Here is a 21,902-nt window from a genome sequence, read left to right as displayed (position 1 = left end):
CGCGGTGAGCGGGCCCGTTTTATTTGACCACTCAACAAAAGATAACAGCCTTTATTATGCTGAGCATTAAAAAACTTACTGAACCCTTTTAAGTATAATATCTATCACTTCGCTCACTAAAAATTAAAATAATCCGTAGAGTTTAATGAGTCTTTTCTGTTATTAATTTTATCTACTGCTTTATTGTATCGTCGTCTAATGAGCACATCAATGCTTAGTCTTAGTGCTTCTAAGGCAATTGATTCTGGAAGTCTTTTAAAATCAAGAATTTTAAGAATGCTTAACTTACACCAATCACCCTCTAAACTATTACCATTCTCTCTGATAAGACTTATTAATTCTTTATCAGTTAACTCTATTTTCATAAAGTCAAAGGAGAATATAAATAAGTTTGAAAATAAACTTGGGTAGAAATCGGATTTATCGAAAGTGAAATTTGTTTTCTCTATTTCATAGCTTTCTTTATGACCAGCCTTGAAAGTAGTAAATTTGACGCGGATAAAGATATCATTCAAGAAAATCTCTTTAACAGAGGGCGGTATTACATAGTTGTCATTTTTGATATACTGAGAGGATAAAGATAAGAAATTAGTTATTGCTGGTATAAACCCATGCTCATGGAAGTTGTAATAGTCTAATTCTTCCAAGAAGAATAAGGTGTTATGAAATGTGGTATAAAAAGAATAATCGTTAAAACATTTTTTATAGAATGCTATTTTTTTATCATGTTGCAATGAAATGATAAAAGATGCGGCGAAGAATTCTTGAATTGACTTATGAATAAAGCGATACTCATTAAAGCCATCCTCAATTATCAAGTTAGTAATAGAAGATAACTCTCTTAATGTTTTCTCAGCTATAGATTTGTCCTCGTTGATATGCTTAAGTGCAATTGAGACAAAGATTACTAGCTTTTCATGACTGAATCCATTTAAACCCTCCCTCAAGGAAATAAAACACAAACAATCAAAAAGTTCTCTATAGATGCGTCTATTATCATTCCAGTGGCGTTCTCTGTAGACTTTTCCTTTTATATTATCGTGTCTATGAAAAACAGTGTTGAAAATATTTGAATAAAATTGTGATAATGTATTTGGGATATCTTCACCTACGTTATAACTTATACAAAATAAAACCACTAAAATTGGCGACTTTAATATGGAATCTTTCTTTGTATGTAAAGGACTACGTTTTAATGCACCACATAGCTCATCACATTTTTCTTCATCAGTGGCAGTTTTTTTTATAATCCCAAAAATTTGTTGTTCAGTTAATTCGCACACTGAAAATGTTCTTAATTCTGACAGAGAGTCGATTTCAGTATCGGGTCTGCTTGTACAGATCACATGACAGTTGAAAGAATTAATGAAGCGTCTGATTTCATCAAGCAGATCTATTCTAAACTCTGGCTTAACCTCATCAAACGCATCAAGATATAACTTAACATTACTGTCTGCAAATAATTTTTTCAGCGCATACTCTGATATGTTAACTCCATAATGGCTTAGCGATTTTGATATCGCAAGTTCGAGAGTTCCACCAGTATAATTTTTTAGCTCATAGAAAACAGGGAGTCGACTATATTTTTTTTGCGTTATTAGATAATAATTTTCGTAATAGTGTGGATTTTCCTTGGCCTGCTAATCCTTTTATTAATATAGATCTATCATTATCTAAAACTGTGGAATCGTTGACCTCTAATCTGCTCTGTGTACCTGATTGCATTATATCAATCGGAATATAAACGTAATCAACATGAAAAGATTTATCTTAAGAGATCAAGGTTTTTATTTCTAAATTCCTTTCACAATATTCTAAATAGTGATCTTTGAATCTCAGTATGTCTAAAAGTTCATACTTTTTAGCTAACAAATCGAAAACGGACGCTATTGTTTTTTTTGCGACCTCATTAGCCGTTGAGGTCAACACCGTACTAGTAACTGCTCCCATAGACACTTTCAAACCTCAGTTTGGTGAATTGCAGTCTGCATTATATCAATAAAGTGTAACCATAACAGGTATTGTCCTTGCTCAAAATTAATCCAGTGCCATCTAACTTATGACGCTCATCACAGAAACGCTGCCAGAGGCATGAGTGATTAACAAGACAAAACGGTTAGCTTTAGGCAGCTGATGTTCAGCCTGCGGGAACGTAGTTTTAACATGATGAGTGTTGTTATAACATGTTAATTGTCTCGGTGTAGTACGATGTATTGTGTCTGCATATGGATGTGTTGTAACACTTACACTTTACTATTGGTGGTACTGCGCACAGTAAGCTTGAAGATACTGGTTTTGGTGCTAAGCAAAACATAATGAATAGATATTAACATTTATAAAATATATTATTTAAATAATACTCATAAGCTAGCCAATTACTTTGTCGAGGTTTTAGGTTTTTGACATTTGACAATCTACACAGTTAATTAATCTATATACCGTCTAAAATAACCATATTATAATTATGGTTTCTAAGGTCAAATGGAGATTAAAGATCATGGCTATTCCAGCTTACTTATGGCTTAAAGATGACGGTGGGGCAGATATTAAAGGTTCTGTAGATGTAAGGGCTCGAGAGGGCAGCATTGAGATTCATAGTTTCGCGCATGGTCTACATCTACCCACAGATAACATGACGGGTAAAATTACAGGAACTCGAGTGCATAGTGCATTAACCTTCGAAAAGGAATTCGATTCATCAAGTCCCTACTTGTACAAGGCAGTAGCGAAAGGCCAGACGCTAAAAAGTGCCGAATTTAAGTGGTATCACATCAACGATGCCGGGCAGGAAGTTGAATACTTCAACATGCTGCTGGAAGGTGTCAAAGTCGTCTCGGTCTGTCCTCTGATGCATAACTGCAAAAATGCCAGCACCGAAAAACATAATCATCTTGAATCTGTTTCGCTCCGCTATGAAAAGATTACATGGAAGCACTGCGACGGAAATATCATGTTTACTGATGCGTGGAACGACCGATGATTCATTGTACCTTTCGGCTTAACGGCAATGCTTTGTCTAATCTGAGCTGTCCGGGTATTGGTTTTTTCCCTGCGTATTCGGGTAATACAGGACAGCACCGGAATAATCCTGATTCAGTTGCCATAAAGGATATTGGTCCACTGCCGCCGGGTAAATATTATATTGTTGACCGGCCCCGTAGCTTAAGTACACGCGTAAAAGATGTTTTTGCAACGCAAGTGACGGGCTCTGATCACTCAATATGGTTCGCTCTGTATCGCGTAGATGGGAATATCGATGATCACACATTTATTGAACAAGTGGAAAGAGGGAACTTCAGACTTCATCCTGCAGGATATAAAGGGATCAGTAACGGCTGCATTACGCTTCCTTCTCGTTGTCATTTTGCAGTACTACGGGAAGCACTCCTAAGAACCCCTACAGTGATGGTATCCGCATCACTTAACGCTTACGGCACTATTCAGGTGTATTAACGATGACGCCAGCGAAACACGCAGGTTTATGGCTTATTCAATTCTTGTCATTTCTCGTGATTTTTTCAGCATTTTACCTGCTCCTGCCTGAAGTATATTTGTTCAAGCGCTTCAGCGATCGGTTTGGATTTATTACCGAGCAGGCGTGGAATGATTTATTCATGTTATCCGTTCTCACTGCGTCAGTAATCATCAATACACTATTGATTTTCACTGTCGCCAGGATGAAAGAAAGACACCTATAACCAGCACAAACCCGGTCTTACTGACCGGGTTATGTGCCCAGACGTTCAGCAGCGCTTAGTGCGCCGTAATATACCGCTCCTTCACAAACTCCGCCAACAACCACACCATATCATGCAGCAAACCTGTTAATTCCTTCGTTACGCCAGGCGGCAGAGTGCCTGCCAGCAGCGCCTCTGTTAACGCCAGCGCATAATCCACCTGTAACGCGGTTTCCTGCCAGCAATCCGGTACGCAGGAGGCGACTTTCTCCCCCACGATAAGCTGTGCGACCAGGTACGGCGGCAGATCGGCATCGCAGAGTTCTCGCAGCTGGCGAAGGCCATGCAGTAAACGCTCACAAAGCGCACTGAATATAGCTGCGTCGTCAGTTTCAACCAGCACGCTCACCAGTGCGGCGCAATGTTCGGCGGTCTCGAAGAGATCCGCATCAGCCGGAAAGGGCAGGGCGGTAAGTTGATGAATAACGCTTTCGTCAGATGGGGTATAATACAGATTAGAGAGAGTTGTCATGTCGTGTTCCTTTTTAAAAATCTCCTCACCATCCCATGAGTTCCTACGCTCATGAGTGGTAGCGCTGACGGAGGTAGGAATGCCGTACACGACAAAAACGGCCAGCCTCGCGGCTGCTCCGCCAGCGCCACCGTGATTTTAACGGGATGAGCGCTCTCGCGACAAAAAATATTGTCGTGTCGTGAAAGTACGGGTTCCTACGCCCGATTGCGGATGTGCCGCAACGCAGTCACTCTACGACGCCGATCCCCTGATAAAAAGAGTTAACCCCGAATTACATAAGGTTACTTGAGACTTTGCGAGGCGGCTTCCAGAAAGGTCATACCGGGTGATTTGCTTGCCCTGTGCGGATAACTACACTCCCTTTTAGCCACATAAATAGAGGGAGAAGATCGTGAACATCAGCTTTCATTCACCGACCGCTCAACTCAAAAATTGGCTAAGTCGTCTGGCTGCAGCAACGCTGAAAGAATTATTCGCAATTCAGGTCATCTCAGCCGTGTTGGTGTCGGTGCTGTTGTCCGATCTGGCGGGTTTTGATTACTCTGGCTGGGCAGCACTGAGTAGCTATGCGGTGATGAATAATTCAGTGAAGGCCTCCATGGTTCGGGCGTTTAACCGGGTGACAGGAACCGTGCTGGGCGGTGTGCTGGCACTCTTGCTTACCACGTATCTCGTCCAGGACTCGGCGTTTCTGGTCCTGTTCTGCGCAGTTGTCGGGGGCGTGGCGGTATGGCAAGCGGACATCTCCCGCTGGTCCTATTCCTGGGTGCTGGGGGCGGTCACATCCATGATGGTGATGGCTGAAGCGCAGAAGAACAGTGAGCTGCGTCATCTGTTACGTTTTACGTTTAACCGTATCGAAGAGGTGGTGTTGGGTTGCGTAGTTTGCATTGCGATTACTTTGCTCTTTTATCCGTTAAACCGGCGCAGACAGGTTGCACCGCCGCATCAGGAGAGTCACCCTGAGCCAGCTCATCGACCGCTATTGCCCCTGCAGGCCGGGATTACACTATTACTGGTGACGCCGATATTGCTCGTTTTCCAGCTGACGGGATTCTGGCAGGCGATGGTTTCAGTGCTGGCGGTCTTTATTCTTCCTGCCTCGACTCAGCCCCTATAACAGCAGATCGGCCAGCGAATGCAGCAACGTTTATACGGGTGCATGGCCGCTACATTGCTGAGTTTTATCCTTTTACCTCTCATGCATCATTATCCCCCGGTGTATATAGCAATACTGGTCGCGGGATTATGGCTGGGGTGTCATCTGCAACAGGGAAAATCTTCCATCAGTTATTTCGGACGTCAGTTTACTGTGGCCTGGATCATCGTTTTTATACAGGATACGTTATGGCTGGCCGAGCCGATCCAGGCCGTTATGCGCTGTGCCAGCATACTGATCGCCATTATTTTCATTAGCATTGTTATGGTGGTATTTCGCTCGCTAAAACTAAGCGTCTGAATTCTCTGGCTCCCACAACCTGAATAAATTTCACGGCTAAGCAGTATTTTACTATAGCGTTTGCTGTTGATTCTTAAGATAGTTATTGAGCTAAGTAATATAAGGGAAGAAACGATGTTGATGAAGATAAATACCGGACATCCCGCGTCCGTCACGGACGAATTTCGGGCCGGTATTGCTGCCTGTCTCCCCACCATTGCAGGCTACTGGAGCATTGGCTTTGCGGCGGGGGCGATAGGCACGCTCTCCGGGTTTACCACCGGGCAAATCGCGCTGTTGGCGAGCGCCCTCTACGCCGGTTCGGCGCAGTTCCTGTTTTACTCACTCTGGGCCGCAGGGGCGGAAATGGCCTCCGTGGTGCTGAGCGTGCTGCTGGTCAACCTGCGCTACCTGCTGATGAGCTCCTCCATGAGCGTTTTTTTTCGTGACTACACCACCCTGCAGAAAGTGGTCAGCGGGCTGTTGCTGACCGACGAAACCTTTGGCGTGGCGGTGCAGCGCGCCAGCCCGCAGGGCAAAATCAGCTACCCCTGGATGCTGGGGCTGAATATTACCGCCTGGCTGAACTGGATCATCGCCTGTGTGGCCGGAGCATGGCTGGCAACCACGCTGCCCGCCTCGCTGATGGAGGGGCTGGGCTTCAGCCTGGTGTCGATGTTTATCGGCCTGATCCTGATGATGTGGTTTGCCAGCCGCAGGAAGATCCTCGAAACCATCAATATTGTCGTCGCGGTGGCGATCACACTGCTGACTGCCGGGAGTAGCTCGCTCAGTCTGGTGGTCATTTTGGCCGCATCCCTGGCCGCCACGCTGGCGACGCTGCTGTTACGCGCCCGGAAAGGAAAATAAGATGGAAAGAAATATTCTGCTGGCGATCCTCGCCTCGGCGCTGGTCACTGCCCTGATGCGTACCGTGCCGGTTTTGTTGTTATCCCGTTTTCGGCTGCCGGAGGTGTTGCTGCAGTGGCTGAGCTTTATCCCCACCGCCATCATGGCCGCCCTGGTTGCCGCCGAACTGATGAGTAAACCTGCAATGACAGATTCGGGGATCAGCATCTCGCTGCTGGCGGCGGCGTTTGCCACTCTGGTGGGCATTCTTACCCGCGGACTCTTTGCCACGGTGATCGCGGGAGTGGTAGCGTTTTGCGCGGCGGGGTATTTTTTAGGCACTTAATCTGCAAAAAATAAGGCCCGATTGTTGGGCCTGTTGCTGGAAGCTACGCTCAGATGTCGGGTTATTCTCGCCCAGATGATGCATTTAGTTTTTTGCGAAGCAGGGTGGCAGAAGATCGTTTTTTAACTGCAGCCAGTTCGGCTTTAAGATCGTGAATATATGCCTCTGCACTGATGCCATGAGTGTGCAACTCCGCAGATGCTAATGCCTGAAATACTCTCTTTTCCCTGTCACCAGGGGCAAGAAGCGCGGAATGTTCGTGCTTATTGCAATACGACATAGCAGGCTCTCCCTTCTGTAACTCTCTTGTAGGCATGGACATCTCCCTGTATCAGTGGTCGCGGCGTTCTTTTTGGCAACCCTGTGTGCGGATTGTAGCGCGGTACATTTTTTAACCCAAGCAGAACGTCATAGATCTCTTCCAGAGAGGTGCGGCGCCCCTTATCCACCACGCCTCCAGAAGCCGCCTGAAAAACAAATCCCCCGATGTGAAGTTTCTCTGCGTGAGCGATTAAGGCCAGGGAAACTGATTGCAAAACAACAGCGCTGCCTAATCCTTTGAATTTAATATGACGAAAATCAGCCAGGCCCCCCATACCGTCGAAAGTATCAAAACAGACTTCTGCCATTCCATTGATCGGGAATGGAATGGCTGGCGGCATTTCATATCCGATCCGAGTAAATGTCGCTTCATCTAACAGACTGCCCACAATCACGGTATATACCTCGTGACCAGCAACAAAGACGTAGCTGTGATGAACCCGATGATCGTAGACGAATCTTTTTCTCCTCATACCATAATCGTCAAGAAAAACCTCTTCTTCTATACGCACTTATTGCTCCCTGCATACAACGCCTGATAGTTCCCTGGCACAATGGCAAATGTGCCGCAATGCGGTCACTTTATGACCGTGATTGAAGTATGAAAACCCACAACCGGGTATTACATGGATTTACTTTTGGCTTTGCGAGACCTCTTCCAGAAAGGCCAGCCGGGCACTTTCGCTTGCCCGGCCAACACTTTGCGCCGACGGGTGATACAGTGAATAGAGGCAATCACTGAACAGGGAGTATGCACATGTACGAACACCCGCTTCGCAATATCATTAAGGCGTGTGACAGGGCGATCTTAGCCAAAGATTTTGATTCGCTGATGGAGCACTACGCCGACGACGCCGCGCTGGTGGTTAAGCCCGGTATGATCGTTAAAGGTAAAGACAATATCCGCAGCGCCTTTATTTCCATTTCTGATTATTTCCAGGATCAGCTCGTTGTGAAGCAGGGCGATATCCAGATCATTGAAGGCGGAGGAGATGCGCTGGTGATCATGGAATCCCAGCTTTTTTACCCGGATGAACAGGGCGCTACAACAGAGATCACCCGGCGTGCAACCTATGTATTCCGTCTGGAAAATGACCGCTGGCTGTGCACCATCGACAATTCCTACGGAACGTCAGTGTTAGATGCTGAACCCACCTGACCTTTTTATTTGCTGACCGGCGTCAAACTGAACAGAGAGAGCATCACCGATCCGGGCAACACACCGGATCGGTGACGGCGTGAGAAGAGATTAGAGGGCGCGGATCTCCTTTGAGCGCAGACTCAGGCGGACGGGCACTGATTTGTACGACGGCGTACCGCTCTCTTTATCGAGATAATCCAGCGGTACCAGCACGTTCGCTTCCGGGTAGTAGCCAGCAACCGTGCCAGGGGCAATGCTGTAGGCCACCACGGTGATGTCATCCAGACGCTGCTGTGAGCCGGGGAGGGCGGTATGAATATCTACCCGATCGCCATGCTCCAGCCCCAACTGCTGCATATCCTCTTCGTTCATAAACAGCACGTCGCGCCGGCCGAACACGCCGCGATAGCGGTCATCCAGGGCATAGATGGTGGTGTTGTACTGGTCGTGACTACGCAGTGTAACCAGACGCAGCACGCGCTCACCTTCGCCCGGACTGTTCTCGCTCACACCCTCAAACAGCGAAAACATCGCCTTGCCGCTGGCGGTGGGCCAGACGCGCTCCGTGGGCGGCAGCGGCATACGAAATCCGCCCGGCACCCGGATGCGGGCGTTGAAATTTTCAAAGCCCGGCAGCGTCTGCTCGATAGCGTCGCGAATGCGGTCGTAATCCTCCACCAGACCCAGCCAGTCGGTTTTGCTGTGGAGCAGGGTGGCGTGGGCGATCCCGGCGACAATGGCGGGTTCCGAGCGTAGCCAGGGAGAGGCCGGTTTGAGCTTGCCGCGGGAGGCATGCACCATCGACATCGAGTCTTCCACGGTGATTGACTGCTGGCCGCTCTGCTGCATATCCAGTTCGGTGCGCCCCAGGCAGGGGAGAAGATATGTCTCTTTCCCGACCAGCAGGTGGGTGCGGTTCAGCTTGGTAGCGACATGTACGCTGAGATCGAGACGTTTCAGCGCCGCAAACGCCCTGTCGTGATCGGGCATCGCTACCGCAAAATTTCCCCCGAGGCAGAGGAGCGCTTTGGCCTCGCCGTTAATCATCGCCTGCGCCGCCTGTACCGCGTCGTGGCCGTGGGTGGCTGGTGGGGTAAAACCGAACACCGTGCCCAGCCGGTCCAGAAAGGCCGCGGTCGGTTTTTCGGTGATCCCCACGGTGCGGTTGCCCTGCACGTTGGAGTGGCCGCGTAACGGACAGATGCCCGCGCCGGGCTTGCCAAAATTGCCGCGCAGCAGCAGGAGGTCGGCGATCAAACGCACATTGGCGGTACCCTTGTTATGCTGGGTGATCCCCATGCCGTAGGTGATGATGGTGGCGCTGGACTTAGCGTAGAGGCGCGCCACGTTCTCCAGATCGGCGCGCTTCAGGCCAGACTCGCGCTCGATGGCCTCCCAGCCCGTGGCGGCGATATCGGCGGCAAAATCGGCAAACCCCTGGGTGTGGCTGGCGATAAAGTCATGATCCAGCGCATCCAGCACCAGCAGATGTTTTGCGATACCTTTTAACGCCGCGGCGTCGCCCCCGGCTTTAACCTGATAGTACGTCGAGGCGATATCGGTGGCGCTGTATGTCGCCATCTCTCTGACATTTTGCGGATCGGCGAAGCGCTCCAGCGCCGTTTCGCGCAGCGGGTTAAAAACGATAATCGGCACGCCCCGGCGGGAGAGCTCGTGCAGGGTGCCCATCATCCGTGGATGGTTGGTGCCCGGGTTATGGCCGATGGAGATCACCAGCTCAGTATGGTCGAAATCCTCCAGCGAGACGGTGCCTTTGCCAATCCCGATGGAGCGGGGCAGGCCGACGCTGGTGGCCTGGTGGCACATATTAGAGCAGTCGGGGAAATTATTGGTGCCCAGCTGACGGGCAAACAGCTGATACAGGAAGGCGGCTTCGTTTGACGCGCGCCCGGAGGTGTAAAACTCCACCTCATCCGGGGGGAGCTCGCGCAGCACCTCGCCGATACGGGCAAAGGCTTCATCCCACGCCACCGGAAGAAAAGTATCGCTCTGCGGATCGTATTTCATGGGATGGGTCAGGCGCCCATAGCCTTCCAGCTCAAAATCGCTTTTTGACCACAGGGTGTTGACGGTGTGCTCAGCGAAAAATTCCGGGGTGACACGCTTTGTGGTCGCTTCCCAGGTCACCGCCTTGGCGCCGTTCTCGCAAAACTGAAAGGTGGATTTGTGTTCTTTGTCGGGCCAGGCGCAGCCCGGGCAGTCGAAGCCGTCGGGCTGGTTGGTGCGCAGCAGCGTGGCGGGAGCGTCAAAGGTGTCCATCTGCGTACGCACGGCAATCGCCGTGGCTTTTAAGGCTCCCCAGCCCCCCGCAGGGCCGGCGTAATGGCGAATGCCGGGTACCGCTCGTCTGTTATTGCTCATCTGCACTCCTGTCTTAAGCGGGTATATGTGATGGCGATGCCTGATTTGACTGTCGATCGAAACCCATCTCAATCACATATAGTTTTCATGTTAATTACAAATTATTCACAGTTCAGTTCACAAATCCACCATCAGATGCGTGTGGGTGGATGTCAATGGTTGTATATACATGTTCTGTCATATGGCGTTGCATAGGTATAGCAGGGTTTCTGACGGGCATTAATCATCCACTCAGAGAGGAAACTATGTCGTCTTTTTCATCTTCAGAAGTGCAGTCAAAGCGCGGCGGGACGCGAATATCGGAAACACGATCCATCGATTACATCCCGGATAATGAACGGCACGGCCACCCCTTCAGTCAGTTTACGCTGTGGTTTGGCGGCAATCTGCAGATCACCGCCATTGTGACCGGGGCGCTGGCAGTGGTGCTGGGCGGGGATGTGGTGTGGTCCATCATTGGCCTGCTGGTGGGGCAGGTGCTGGGCGCGGTGGTAATGTCATTTCATGCCCTGCAGGGACCGCGCCTCGGTCTGCCGCAGATGATCATCAGTCGCGCCCAGTTTGGTGTGCTGGGTGCGGTGATCCCGCTGGCGCTGGTCTGCGTGATGTATGTCGGCTTCTCCGCCAGCGGGACGGTACTGGCCGGACAGGCGATGGCCAGGCTGCTGTCGATCTCGAACGTGGCCGGTATGATCCTGTTCAGCGCGATCATTATCGTGATTGCGGTGCTGGGATATAAGGTGATCCACAAGCTCGGCAAGGTAGCGAGCGTGGTGGGGGTGCTGGCGTTTGTCTATCTGTTTATCGCTCTGCTGATCGCCAGCGATGTGGGCTCTGTGATGCAGAATAACCACTTCTCGATGCCGATGTTCCTGCTGGCGGTATCGCTCTCCTCCTCATGGCAGATCGCCTTTTGTCCCTACGTCTCCGACTATTCCCGCTATCTGCCGCGCGACGTCTCAGGGGTGAAGACCTTCCTCTCCGTCTTCAGCGGTACGGTGCTGGGCACCCAGGCGTCCATGACGCTCGGGGTGATCACCGCGGCAATCGCCGGCAGCGCCTTCAAGGGACATGAGGTGAGTTACATCGTCGGACTGGGTAAAAGCGAGGCGATGGCGATGGTGATCTACTTTGCGATCTGCTTTGGCAAAATCACCTTTACCACCCTCAACGCCTGCGGCAGTTTTATGTCCCTGACCACCATTGTCTCGGGCTTTCGCCGGCAGACGACGCTGAACCAGAAAAGCCGTGTGACCTTTGTGGTACTGATGGTGGCCCTTTCGTGCGTGATTGCGCTGCTGAGCGAACCGGCGTTCCTGAAGCACTTCACCCATTTCCTGCTGTTCCTGTTGGCCTTTTTCGTACCGTGGAGCGCCATCAGCCTGACCGATTACTTTATTATCTCCCGTAAAGCGGTAGATATTCCGGCGCTGTTCGATTCCCGTGGTCGCTACGGGCACTGGAACATGTTTGCCATCAGCGTCTATGTTGTTGGCGTGTTGATCCAGCTGCCGTTTATTGAAAACCCACTCTACCACGGCTCGCTGACCTGGCTGTTTGCCGACAACGATGTCTCGTGGGTGATTGGCTGGTTCTGTACCGCAGCGCTCTATTATAGCTTGCGGCGTTTTGATCGGCGGGTGCTGCCGACAGAGACGATCTATCCGGCGTCGGGCAGGTGAAAGAGGTGTCAGCGATCCCGCAGGTCAGACGGGATCGCGGCTCTTTTACTGGGGGTTAAAAGCAAAACCTTCGTCGGCCCAGCCGGTCATTCCGCCAATCATAATTTTCACCGGGCGGCCCATCTGCGCCAGCTTCAGCGCGGCGCGATCCGCACCGTTGCAGTGCGGCCCGGCGCAATAGACCACAAACACTGTATCGGAGGGCCACTCCGCCATTCTTTGCTCGGTCATATCGCGATGTCGCAGGTGCAGCGCCCCAGGAATATGACGGCGGGCGAATGCCTCCGGGCTACCGACCACATGCAGCAACACAAAATCGACATTACCCTCTTTAAACGCGGTATGCACATCGTCACAGTCTGTTTCCACGCTCAGTCGCTGTAAAAAATGGTTTGCTGCGACATTTGGCGACGCAGCAGGATAATCAGTTACATAGCTCATAAACACCTCCAGGAATGAGCCTTTACTCTACGGCGGAGACGCGGCTTTGACAGCTGGCAGAAATGCCAGATAACATCAAGATCATGACAAAACCCATTGAGTGTGGTGATGAATAATCCTCTGGTGGTTGTACTGGCCTATGACGGCCTCTGTACCTTTGAATTCGGTATTGCCGTCGAAATTTTCGCGCTGCCCCGCCCCGAGATGGGCGAGGAGTGGTATCGCTTTGCGGTGGCGGGCGTTGATCCGGGTGAGTTACGCGCAACGGGCGGCTTCAGGTTGGTGGTGGATGGCGGGCTGGAGCTGCTGAGTGAGGCCGGAACGATCATCGTGCCCGGCTGGCGGGGGGCCGAAGTTCCGGTGCCCGCCGCGCTGTGCGAGCAGCTTGTCGCGGCACATCAACGTGGGGCGAGGATCCTCTCTATCTGTTCCGGAGTCTTTGTGCTGGCCGCCGCAGGGTTACTCGACAACCGGCAGGCGACCACCCACTGGCGTTATACCGACCTGCTGCAACAGCGTTATCCCGCCATCAAGGTCACACCTGACGTGCTGTATATTGATAACGGTGATGTATTGACCTCCGCAGGCAGCGCGGCGGGTATCGATCTTTGTCTGCACCTGGTGCGCCGGGATTATGGCAGCGTGGCGGCCAACCGCGTCGCGCGTCGGCTGGTGGTGTCGCCCCATCGCGACGGCGGCCAGGCTCAGTTTATTCAGCAGGCGGTGCCTGTCGCCTATGAAGGCCATCGCCTTGGGGCACTCTTCGACTACCTGTACGCCAGACTTGCCGAGCCGCATACCGTTGAGTCGCTGGCAAAATTTGTCGGGATGAGCCCGCGTACCTTTTTGCGCCGTTTCACCGCCACCACCGGCAAGACGCCCGCCCAGTGGTTGCTCCACGCCCGCCTGAGCCGCAGCCAGGATTTGCTGGAGAATAGCCAGTTGTCGATTGAGCGTATCGCGGAGGAGGTGGGGTTTGGCAGCGTGGCGACGATGCGTCATCACTTCAAAAATCAGCTGTCGACGACCCCTGCGGCATACAGGAAGGGGTTTTACACTTCAGCAGAGCAATAATGGGCAAGGTTGTTTAATGATTCTCCAGGCGAGACAACGTGCCTTTGATAAAAAAATCCACGCCATGGCGTGGATTTTTTCAGGTCAGTTAACGCATCCGCAGATGCATGACCCTTAAACGTTAAACAGGAAGTTCATCACATCGCCATCTTTAACGATGTAGTCTTTCCCTTCTGCACGCATCTTGCCGGCTTCTTTCGCACCTTGCTCACCCTTGTAGGTAATAAAGTCTTCAAAGGCGATGGTCTGGGCACGGATAAAGCCTTTTTCAAAGTCGGTGTGGATTTTACCCGCCGCCTGTGGTGCCGTCGCGCCGACAGGGATAGTCCAGGCGCGCACTTCTTTCACGCCAGCGGTGAAGTAGGTCTGCAGGTTCAGCAGTTGGTAACCGGCGCGGATCACGCGGTTCAGACCTGGCTCTTCCAGACCCAGCTCAGCCATGAACTCTTCACGGTCGGCATCGTCCAGCTCGGCGATATCAGACTCAACAGCCGCACACACGGCCACGACCACAGAACCTTCCGCTGCTGCGATTTCACGCACTTTGTCCAGGTATGGGTTGTTTTCAAAACCGTCTTCATTGACGTTGGCAATGTACATGGTCGGCTTCAGGGTCAGGAAGCTCAGGTATTTGATCGCCGCTTTGTCTTCGTCAGTCAGGTTTTTCAGCGCGCGCAGCATGCCCGCGTTTTCGAGCTGTGGCAGACATTTTTCCAGCGCAGCCTGTTCCGCTTTCGCGTCTTTGTCGCCGCCTTTGGCTTTCTTCTGCACGCGCTGCAGGGCGCGCTCGCAGGTATCCAGGTCCGCCAGTGCCAGCTCGGTGTTGATCACCTCGATATCGTCAGCCGGGTCCACTTTGTTGTTCACGTGGATGATGTTGTCGTTCTCAAAGCAACGCACAACGTGGCCGATCGCTTCGGTTTCACGGATGTTGGTCAGGAACTGGTTACCCAGGCCTTCACCTTTCGAGGCGCCTTTTACCAGGCCCGCGATGTCCACGAACTCCATGGTGGTGGGCAGAATGCGCTGCGGTTTTACGATCTCCGCAAGCTGATCCAGACGCGGATCGGGCATAGGTACAACACCGGTGTTTGGCTCAATGGTACAGAACGGGAAGTTAGCCGCTTCGATGCCCGCCTTAGTCAGCGCGTTAAACAGGGTGGATTTGCCAACGTTAGGCAGACCAACGATACCGCATTTGAATCCCATTTCTGAATCACCTTAATATCTTGATATTCAACACGTTAACATTAACGAGTCGAAGAAAAGTAAATAACTACGCCTATTATACACGTAACCCGCAGCCTGCGGGGCAAAAAAGCCGTTTCGCGCCGGTTATTGCGCTTTGAAAGCGTGAAGACGGTTGGTGGCTTTGGTTAAACCATCCTGGAGCCAGATTTCGGTGCAACGCGCCGCTTCGTCTACCGCCTCGTCGATCAGTTTCTGCTCGGAAACCGGTGGCTTACCCAGGACAAAACCAACAACTTTGTTTTTATCGCCCGGATGACCAATCCCCACGCGTAAGCGATGGAAGTTAGGGTTATTGCCCAGTTTGCTGATGATGTCTTTTAAGCCGTTGTGCCCGCCGTGGCCGCCACCAAGTTTGAATTTTGCCACGCCCGGCGGCAGATCCAGTTCGTCGTGCGCCACCAGGATCTCATCCGGATTGATGCGATAAAAGGTCGCCATCGCGGCCACCGCTTTACCGCTTAAATTCATAAACGTCGTGGGCACCAGCAGACGCACATCGGCGCCAGCCAGGTTAACGCGAGAGGTAAACCCGTAGAATTTAGGTTCTTCACGCAGAGGGGCGCGTAACCGCTCGGCCAGCAGATCAACATACCAGGCGCCAGCATTATGGCGGGTGGCAGCATATTCCGCGCCGGGGTTAGCCAGGCCGACAATCAGTTTAATCGTCACGTTTTTATTCCTGAAAGTGCTAAGTCTGGCGCGTAGTGTACTGTCTGCCGCGTCGGTTGACAAAATTCTGCTAAGCGACACGTAGAAACTGAATAATCCCGGCGTTGAACCATTAGAATTTCATGCTACTCAAAGGCTTATTTGTAAAGTTTTGTTGCACCGAAGTAGATATTTGTGATCGTTGACGCAATCCGCAAAACGGGTGGTGTCTATACTTTACACACAAGGAATAGGGAGATTATTCCCTAACAACCCAAAGTTCCGGAGGTGCTATATGAAACGCAAAAACGCTTCGCTACTCGGTAACGTGTTGATGGGGTTGGGATTAGTCGTCATGGTTGTCGGCGTCGGTTATTCCATTTTAAACCAGCTTCCGCAACTTGACCTGCCACAATACTTCGCCCATGGCGCAGTGTTGAGCATCTTCCTGGGAGCGGTGCTCTGGCTGGCCGGGGCGCGCGTCAGCGGCCACGAACAGGTCTGCGACCGCTACTGGTGGGTGCGCCATTATGATAAACGCTGCCGTCGCGAACAGCATAAGCACAGCTAACCTGTGACAGCGCGAAAAGCGGTTTCTTCGGAAGCCGTTTTTTTTTGCCTTTTTTCTTGACCCTCACGTAACGTAAGGCACCAGAGTGACCGTGATGGCGAGATAAAAGGAGCAGCGATGTTAATTCAGGTTGGCCTGTTGGCGAAGAGAGCGGGGATCACCGTTCGGACATTACACCATTATGAGCAAACCGGCTTGCTGCTGCCCTCTGCCAGAAGTGCGGCAGGTTACCGTCTTTATACCCTCGCGGATGTACAGCGGCTACACCGTATCCAGGTGTTAGCCAGAGCGGGGCTGGAGCTTGCCGAAATTAAAGAGGTTCTCGATCGGGATCCGCGCTCCATGGTGGATCTCCTGGGCGCGCAAATCGCTCTGCTGGATAAACAGATGCGCAGCATTCAGACGCTGCGCGAGCAGCTCGTGAGTTTGCATAGCACGCTGGCCGCAGGCACCGAGCCCGATCTGGAATCCTGGTTACAGACGCTGGAGTTAATGACGATGTACGATCGCTGGTTCAGTAAAGAAGAGTTACAGGTATTACCGTTTGCGCAGCAGAGTGACGCCCTGGCAGAGATCTGGGCCGGGCTGGTGGCCGAAGCCCGCCGCATGCTGGCGGAAAAGGTGGACGTTGCCGACCCACGCGCTACCGGGCTGGCTACGCGTTGGATGACGCAGCTTGAGCAGGATACCGCAGGCAACCCCGACTTCCTGACCCGCCTGAATGAGATGCACAGCGTGGAGCCGCAAATGCGTGAGCAGACGGGGATCGACGCTGATATCCTCGATTTCATCACCCGGGCCTTCGCCGAGAGCAAGCTGGCTATCTGGCAGCGCTACCTGACGCCCGAGGAGATGGCGTTTACCCGTGCGCACTATTTTGATCGCATGATGGAGTGGCCTGCACTGGTGGCAAAACTGCATCAGGCAAGCCGGGAAGGGGTGCAGGCAGAGAGTCCGGAAGCACAGCGGCTGGCGGAAAACTGGCTGGCGCTGTTCCAGTCTTACGCAGGGGATAATCCTGCAACTCAGCAAAAATTCCGCGAGGCGATGCAGCAGGAGCCGCATCTGATGAAAGGGACCTGGATGACGCCTGCTGTGCTCGAGTGGCTTCAGCAGGCGATAGGCATCATGATGCAGCGCCGGATGTCACAGATCCGCTAACGCGGCCTCACGGTCAGGATAGAACGCCAGACGGCCCGCAATGGGCTGAACCCCTGCGCGCGCCATCGTGCGCAGGGGCTGGAATTCGAGATTGGTCACCCGCAGTTCACAGCCCTCCGGCAGACGTTGGACAAAACGCTGGAAGGCGTCCAGCCCGCCGGCATCCAGCACCGGGACCGCATCCCATTTCAGCACCACGACACGTTTCCCCGCAATGCGCGACTCCAGTTCGCTGAACAATCCTTCCGCGGCGGCAAAAAACAGCGGGCCGATGACTCGCAGCACCAGCACGTCTTCCGGCGTGGCGACATTGACGCTGGCCAGACGGGTCATACGGGCAATGCGACGCATAAACAGTAATGATGCCAGCACAATCCCGACGCTTATCGCAATGACCATGTCAAACAGTACCGTCAGCGACATGCAGATCAGCATTACGATGATGTCGTCTTTGGGGGCGCGGCGCAGCAGGTTGATGACTTTATGCGCCTCGCTCATGTTCCATGCCACCATCAGCAGCAGGGCGGCCATGGCCGAGAGCGGCAACCAGGAGAGCAAGGGCGCCAGCACCAGCAGGGCGAGGATCACCAGCACCGAATGGACCACCGCCGAGACCGGCGACGTGGCGCCCGCGCGCACGTTGGCCGCGGAACGGGCGATGGCCGCTGTGGCGGTAATGCCGCCGAAGAACGGGGCGATAATGTTGCCCAGCCCCTGGCCGACCAGTTCGCTGTTGGCTTTATGTTTGGTGCCGGTCATGCCGTCCAGCACCACGGCGCAGAGCAGCGACTCAATCGCCCCTAACATCGCCATCGAAAAAGCGGCTGGCAGCAGGGCGCGCAGGGAGTCCCAGCTTAAGGTAAAGCTGGAGCCGGGCAGATCCCACGGCAGCACCAGCTGGGGCAGAAGCTGCGGAATACCGTTACCCTGGGAGCCATCCGCCAGCACGTAGTGGAACTGCGAGCCGATAGTGGCGACATGGCCGCCCAGCAGATTGACTATCCCCATTACCGCGCAGCCCAGCAGCAGGGCGGGCAGGTGTCCTGGCAGGCGGATGCCCAGCCGTGGCCAGAGGATCAGCGTGCCCAGGGTCACCACGCCAATCGCCGCATCGCCCAGGTTTGTTGTCGGCAGCGCCATCGCCAGCGCCCCCACTTTTTGCAGGTAATGCTCCGGCACGTGGGCCATCTGTAAGCCCAGGAAGTCCTTAATCTGCATGGTGCCGATGGTGATGCCGATCCCGGAGGTGAAGCCCAGCGTGACGGAGAGGGGAATATACTCAATCAGCCGGCCAAAGCGCGCCAGACCGAACAGAATCAAAAATACCCCGGACATCAGGGTCGCCACCAGCAATCCGCCCAGACCAAACTGCTGAGAAACCGGATAGAGGATCACCACAAAGGCTGCGGTGGGCCCGGAGACGCTAAAGCGCGACCCACCGGTCAGGGCAATCACAATCCCGGCAACGGCGGCGGTGTAGAGGCCATACTGAGGCGCCACGCCGCTGCCAATGGCCAGCGCCATCGCCAATGGAATGGCAATAATGCCGACCGTAATGCCGGCGATAAGATCGCGGGTAAACCGCGACAGGGTATATTTCTCTTTCCAGCAGGCGTCGATGAGGGCGCGGAAGGGAAGAACATGAGAGGAAGCGTTTTTCACAATCATCATCCGTGTGCGCATCATCTGTCATATCAATGGCAGGTGAAGGAGGCATTAATCATACAAATACATCTTGCAGACAAAAAAACCCGCCGTAGCGGGTTTTCTGACTGCGTCCGATTAGTGTTCGAACATGGCAGAGATAGACTCTTCGTTGCTGATACGACGAATCGCTTCTGCCAGCATCCCGGAGAGGGTCAAAGTACGCACGTTTGGCAGCGCTTTGATCTCGTCGCTCAGTGGGATGGTGTCGCACACCACAACTTCATCAATAACGGAGTTGCGCAGGTTGTTCACGGCATTGCCGGAGAAGATCGGGTGAGTCGCGTAGGCGAACACGCGTTTAGCACCACGCTCTTTCAGCGCTTCGGCGGCTTTGCACAGAGTGCCGCCGGTGTCGATCATGTCGTCAACCAGCACGCAGTCACGGCCAGCAACGTCACCGATGATATGCATCACCTGAGAAACGTTAGCGCGCGGACGACGTTTATCGATGATCGCCATGTCGGTGTCATTCAGCAGTTTGGCGATAGCGCGAGCGCGAACCACGCCGCCGATGTCCGGAGAAACCACAATCGGGTTGTCCAGGTTCAGCTGCAGCATATCTTCCAGCAGGATTGGGCTGCCGAATACGTTATCAACCGGAACATCAAAGAAGCCCTGGATCTGCTCGGCATGCAGGTCAACCGTCAGAACGCGGTCAACACCCACGCTTGAGAGGAAGTCAGCAACAACTTTTGCGGTAATTGGCACACGTGCGGAACGGACGCGACGGTCCTGACGGGCATAGCCAAAGTAAGGAATAACAGCAGTGATACGGCCAGCGGAAGCACGGCGCAGGGCATCGACCATAACAACCAGTTCCATCAGGTTGTCGTTAGTTGGAGCACAGGTGGACTGGATGATGAAAATATCACCACCGCGTACATTTTCGTTAATTTGTACGCTGACTTCGCCATCGCTAAAGCGACCTACGGCGGCGTCGCCAAGAGAAGTGTACAGGCGGTTGGCAATACGTTGTGCTAGTTCCGGGGTGGCGTTACCAGCAAAAAGCTTCATATCAGGCACGAGAAGAACCTCAGGCATGCGTCCAGTGGTGGATAGTTCGCCGTAAACTGTGCGGGCCAGGCGAATGCTATCCAGGCGGTGTATTAAAGAGCGCGATGCAACGTCTGGAACAGGGTGACGTTGTCACCGAAACTCAGATTGCGCCAGAATGGCCTGCTGTAGCGGGGAGATATTCATACCGCGCGCCACGAAACCATGCAGCCACTCTGGAGCCAGCTCGAGCACCTGACGTGCAGCGGATTCCGTATCAAATTCAGCAAAGACACAGGCTCCTGTGCCAGTCAGGCGCGACGGCGCGTATTCTAACAGCCAGGAAAGCGCTTCATCAACCTCGCGAAAACGTTTTCTTGCGATATCCTCGCAATCGTTGCTGAATTCACATTTTAATAACGTTTCTATTGACCGGACGGGGGTATCGCGTGGAAGGTCCGGATCTTTAAAGATAACCGGGGTAGGGATGCTGACGCCCGGGTGGGCGACCAGGTACCATTTTTCCGCGGGTTCGGCCGGGGAGAGGATCTCGCCCACCCCTTCGGCAAAGGCCGCATGCCCCCGGACAAACACCGGCACGTCGGCCCCGAGCGTTAACCCGAGCGCGGCCAGTTCATCCACCGAGAGATCGCAGCCCCAGAGGTGATTGAGCACCACCAGTACGGTAGCGGCATTTGACGAGCCCCCGCCGAGCCCGCCGCCCATCGGCAACCTTTTCTCCACGCGGATATCCGCGCCGCTGCCCGCCGGCAGGCGTCCGCTTTGCTGCGCCGCCGCCATCAGCATCCGGGCAGCACGGACGATCAGGTTATCTTCATCGGCCACGCCCTCCACCGGGGTGAGCAGACGAAGCTGCCCATCCTGACGCGGTTCAATCGAAATGGTGTCGCCGTAGTCGATAAACTGAAACAGCGTCTGCAGGGTGTGATAGCCGTCCGCACGCTGGCCGGTGATGTATAAAAACAGGTTAAGTTTTGCGGGTGAAGGCCAGTGGGTCATCATTTGACAATCCAGTTATCCATCTTCAGCTTGATGCGCTGGCCGCCTTCGGTCAATTCCAGGCTGGTTGGCAGGGCCGGTTTGGTGTTGCTGTCGTAGCCGCCATAGACCACGTGCCAGTTTTTACCGTTCTGGCTGTAGTTCACTTCACTCAGACGATACTGGTCGTCGAGTTTGTAATCGGTGGCGTCGCCCGGCAGGCCGAGGATCCACTGGCGCAGGCTGGTAATCGGAATCGGCATCCCGGTCAGCTTGCCGATCATCTCTTCGGCATCGGTACCGGTATATTTCTGCCCTTTATTATCGGTGATTTGCGCGCTGCCTGGCTGGGCAATCAGCTCCATTTCGGTGCTCCCCACCGGGTTGAGCAACAGCAGGCGATAGCGATCCTGGCCGGTCTGCTGCCAGAAGAAGCGGGCATACACTTTCTGCTGATCCGACAGATATGCAAAGGCACCGCGGGTCTGGTACTGGCTTAAACCACGCACCTCCTGCTGGTGCTGACGCCACTGCGGTGAGTCAGGGCTTTTGCCTGGCCCTTTGGGCGGCGTAATGGAACATGCGGTAAGTACCAGCGCGGCGAGAGGCAGGAGGCGAATCAGTCTGGTCATAATAATGACAAATCCTTGAGATACGTGGCGGTTATAACCCTTAATGCTAGCGCC

The 21,902-nt window shown here is 53.0% G+C and carries 23 protein-coding genes; 12 read left to right on the top strand and 11 right to left on the bottom strand.

Features of this window, described 5'->3' with window-relative positions:
- Nucleotides 1-116: 116 nt before the first annotated feature.
- Nucleotides 117-1,283, bottom strand: coding sequence for an NACHT domain-containing NTPase (locus GNG29_RS12980; protein WP_156654680.1), 1,167 nt, complete (start codon nucleotides 1,281-1,283; stop codon nucleotides 117-119).
- Between the two features lie 1,214 nt (nucleotides 1,284-2,497).
- Here GNG29_RS12980 and GNG29_RS12975 point away from each other — a divergent pair.
- From GNG29_RS12975 to GNG29_RS12965, 3 genes are read left to right on the top strand one after another with little or no spacing between them, the layout of a single operon-like run.
- Entirely contained in the window at nucleotides 2,498-2,980 is a 483-nt protein-coding gene (locus tag GNG29_RS12975) for an Hcp family type VI secretion system effector (RefSeq protein ID WP_103179970.1), read from the top strand.
- On the top strand, nucleotides 2,977-3,453 hold the full coding sequence (locus tag GNG29_RS12970) for a DUF2778 domain-containing protein (RefSeq protein ID WP_103179969.1): 477 nt from the start codon (nucleotides 2,977-2,979) through the stop codon (nucleotides 3,451-3,453). The genes GNG29_RS12975 and GNG29_RS12970 overlap by 4 nt, the downstream gene beginning before the upstream one ends.
- A gap of 2 nt (nucleotides 3,454-3,455) precedes the next feature.
- The gene (locus tag GNG29_RS12965) at nucleotides 3,456-3,698 is read left to right on the top strand and encodes a hypothetical protein (RefSeq protein WP_103179968.1); all 243 of its coding nucleotides are present in this window, start codon (nucleotides 3,456-3,458) and stop codon (nucleotides 3,696-3,698) included.
- A 55-nt stretch (nucleotides 3,699-3,753) separates the two neighbouring features.
- Here the strand turns inward: GNG29_RS12965 and GNG29_RS12960 are convergent, their stop codons facing one another.
- Nucleotides 3,754-4,209, bottom strand: coding sequence for a hypothetical protein (locus GNG29_RS12960; RefSeq protein WP_103179967.1), 456 nt, complete (start codon nucleotides 4,207-4,209; stop codon nucleotides 3,754-3,756).
- 394 nt (nucleotides 4,210-4,603) lie between these two features.
- Here GNG29_RS12960 and GNG29_RS12955 point away from each other — a divergent pair, with 394 nt between their 5' ends.
- From GNG29_RS12955 to GNG29_RS12940, 4 genes are all read left to right on the top strand, one after another.
- Nucleotides 4,604-5,332: an FUSC family protein gene (locus GNG29_RS12955; protein WP_197431805.1), complete on the top strand. Its 729-nt coding sequence runs from the start codon at nucleotides 4,604-4,606 to the stop codon at nucleotides 5,330-5,332.
- 18 nt (nucleotides 5,333-5,350) lie between these two features.
- Nucleotides 5,351-5,671 carry a hypothetical protein gene (locus GNG29_RS12950; RefSeq protein WP_156654678.1) on the top strand — a complete coding sequence of 107 codons (321 nt, stop codon included), beginning with the start codon at nucleotides 5,351-5,353 and terminating at the stop codon, nucleotides 5,669-5,671.
- Nucleotides 5,672-5,785: 114 nt separating this feature from the next.
- Complete coding sequence (locus GNG29_RS12945) at nucleotides 5,786-6,520, top strand: AzlC family ABC transporter permease (protein WP_103179965.1); 735 nt, start codon at nucleotides 5,786-5,788, stop codon at nucleotides 6,518-6,520.
- 1 nt (nucleotide 6,521) lies between these two features.
- A complete protein-coding gene (locus GNG29_RS12940; protein WP_103179964.1) occupies nucleotides 6,522-6,845 on the top strand; it encodes an AzlD domain-containing protein in 324 nt (107 codons plus the stop codon).
- Between the two features lie 263 nt (nucleotides 6,846-7,108).
- On the opposite strand, the gene GNG29_RS12935 is transcribed toward GNG29_RS12940, so the two are convergent.
- The gene (locus GNG29_RS12935) at nucleotides 7,109-7,678 is read right to left on the bottom strand and encodes a hypothetical protein (protein WP_156654677.1); all 570 of its coding nucleotides are present in this window, start codon (nucleotides 7,676-7,678) and stop codon (nucleotides 7,109-7,111) included.
- Between the two features lie 245 nt (nucleotides 7,679-7,923).
- Between GNG29_RS12935 and GNG29_RS12930 the strand changes: the two genes are divergently transcribed.
- Nucleotides 7,924-8,325: an SgcJ/EcaC family oxidoreductase gene (locus tag GNG29_RS12930; RefSeq protein ID WP_103179963.1), complete on the top strand. Its 402-nt coding sequence runs from the start codon at nucleotides 7,924-7,926 to the stop codon at nucleotides 8,323-8,325.
- A 90-nt stretch (nucleotides 8,326-8,415) separates the two neighbouring features.
- Here the strand turns inward: GNG29_RS12930 and GNG29_RS12925 are convergent, their stop codons facing one another.
- Nucleotides 8,416-10,689, bottom strand: coding sequence for an FdhF/YdeP family oxidoreductase (locus GNG29_RS12925; RefSeq protein ID WP_156654676.1), 2,274 nt, complete (start codon nucleotides 10,687-10,689; stop codon nucleotides 8,416-8,418).
- Between the two features lie 296 nt (nucleotides 10,690-10,985).
- Between GNG29_RS12925 and GNG29_RS12920 the strand changes: the two genes are divergently transcribed.
- On the top strand, nucleotides 10,986-12,371 hold the full coding sequence (locus GNG29_RS12920; RefSeq protein ID WP_197431853.1) for a cytosine permease: 1,386 nt from the start codon (nucleotides 10,986-10,988) through the stop codon (nucleotides 12,369-12,371).
- A 45-nt stretch (nucleotides 12,372-12,416) separates the two neighbouring features.
- Here the strand turns inward: GNG29_RS12920 and GNG29_RS12915 are convergent, their stop codons facing one another.
- A complete protein-coding gene (locus GNG29_RS12915; RefSeq protein ID WP_156654674.1) occupies nucleotides 12,417-12,812 on the bottom strand; it encodes a rhodanese-like domain-containing protein in 396 nt (131 codons plus the stop codon).
- A 108-nt stretch (nucleotides 12,813-12,920) separates the two neighbouring features.
- Here GNG29_RS12915 and ftrA point away from each other — a divergent pair, with 108 nt between their 5' ends.
- Complete coding sequence (ftrA, locus tag GNG29_RS12910) at nucleotides 12,921-13,886, top strand: transcriptional regulator FtrA (protein ID WP_156654673.1); 966 nt, start codon at nucleotides 12,921-12,923, stop codon at nucleotides 13,884-13,886.
- 114 nt (nucleotides 13,887-14,000) lie between these two features.
- On the opposite strand, the gene ychF is transcribed toward ftrA, so the two are convergent.
- Together ychF and pth are read right to left on the bottom strand one after the other, a co-directional pair.
- Complete coding sequence (gene ychF / locus GNG29_RS12905; RefSeq protein ID WP_103179958.1) at nucleotides 14,001-15,095, bottom strand: redox-regulated ATPase YchF; 1,095 nt, start codon at nucleotides 15,093-15,095, stop codon at nucleotides 14,001-14,003.
- Between the two features lie 126 nt (nucleotides 15,096-15,221).
- Nucleotides 15,222-15,806 (bottom strand): aminoacyl-tRNA hydrolase, encoded by a 585-nt coding sequence (pth, locus tag GNG29_RS12900; protein ID WP_103179957.1) that lies wholly within the window; start codon nucleotides 15,804-15,806, stop codon nucleotides 15,222-15,224.
- Nucleotides 15,807-16,080: 274 nt separating this feature from the next.
- Here pth and ychH point away from each other — a divergent pair, with 274 nt between their 5' ends.
- Together ychH and GNG29_RS12890 are read left to right on the top strand one after the other, a co-directional pair.
- Nucleotides 16,081-16,356 (top strand): stress-induced protein YchH, encoded by a 276-nt coding sequence (gene ychH / locus GNG29_RS12895; RefSeq protein ID WP_103179956.1) that lies wholly within the window; start codon nucleotides 16,081-16,083, stop codon nucleotides 16,354-16,356.
- A 117-nt stretch (nucleotides 16,357-16,473) separates the two neighbouring features.
- Nucleotides 16,474-17,517: a MerR family transcriptional regulator gene (locus tag GNG29_RS12890; RefSeq protein ID WP_103179955.1), complete on the top strand. Its 1,044-nt coding sequence runs from the start codon at nucleotides 16,474-16,476 to the stop codon at nucleotides 17,515-17,517.
- Here the strand turns inward: GNG29_RS12890 and dauA are convergent.
- The 4 genes from dauA to lolB form a co-directional block, all read right to left on the bottom strand.
- Nucleotides 17,503-19,179 (bottom strand): C4-dicarboxylic acid transporter DauA, encoded by a 1,677-nt coding sequence (gene dauA / locus GNG29_RS12885; protein ID WP_197080164.1) that lies wholly within the window; start codon nucleotides 19,177-19,179, stop codon nucleotides 17,503-17,505. The two genes, GNG29_RS12890 and dauA, sit on opposite strands and share 15 nt — an antisense overlap.
- Before the next feature lie 120 nt (nucleotides 19,180-19,299).
- A complete protein-coding gene (prs, locus tag GNG29_RS12880; protein ID WP_003856663.1) occupies nucleotides 19,300-20,247 on the bottom strand; it encodes a ribose-phosphate diphosphokinase in 948 nt (315 codons plus the stop codon).
- A gap of 123 nt (nucleotides 20,248-20,370) precedes the next feature.
- A complete protein-coding gene (ispE, locus tag GNG29_RS12875) occupies nucleotides 20,371-21,240 on the bottom strand; it encodes a 4-(cytidine 5'-diphospho)-2-C-methyl-D-erythritol kinase (RefSeq protein ID WP_103179954.1) in 870 nt (289 codons plus the stop codon).
- The gene (gene lolB, locus GNG29_RS12870) at nucleotides 21,237-21,848 is read right to left on the bottom strand and encodes a lipoprotein insertase outer membrane protein LolB (RefSeq protein WP_103179953.1); all 612 of its coding nucleotides are present in this window, start codon (nucleotides 21,846-21,848) and stop codon (nucleotides 21,237-21,239) included. Before lolB ends, ispE begins: the two co-directional genes overlap by 4 nt.
- Between the last annotated feature and the right edge of the window lie 54 nt (nucleotides 21,849-21,902).

Origin of the sequence: Leclercia sp. Colony189 (assembly GCF_009740165.1) — a bacterium.
Taxonomy (GTDB): domain Bacteria; phylum Pseudomonadota; class Gammaproteobacteria; order Enterobacterales; family Enterobacteriaceae; genus Enterobacter.
The sequence above is the reverse complement of the archived record's forward strand: the minus strand, read 5'-3'. Positions and strand labels throughout refer to the sequence as shown.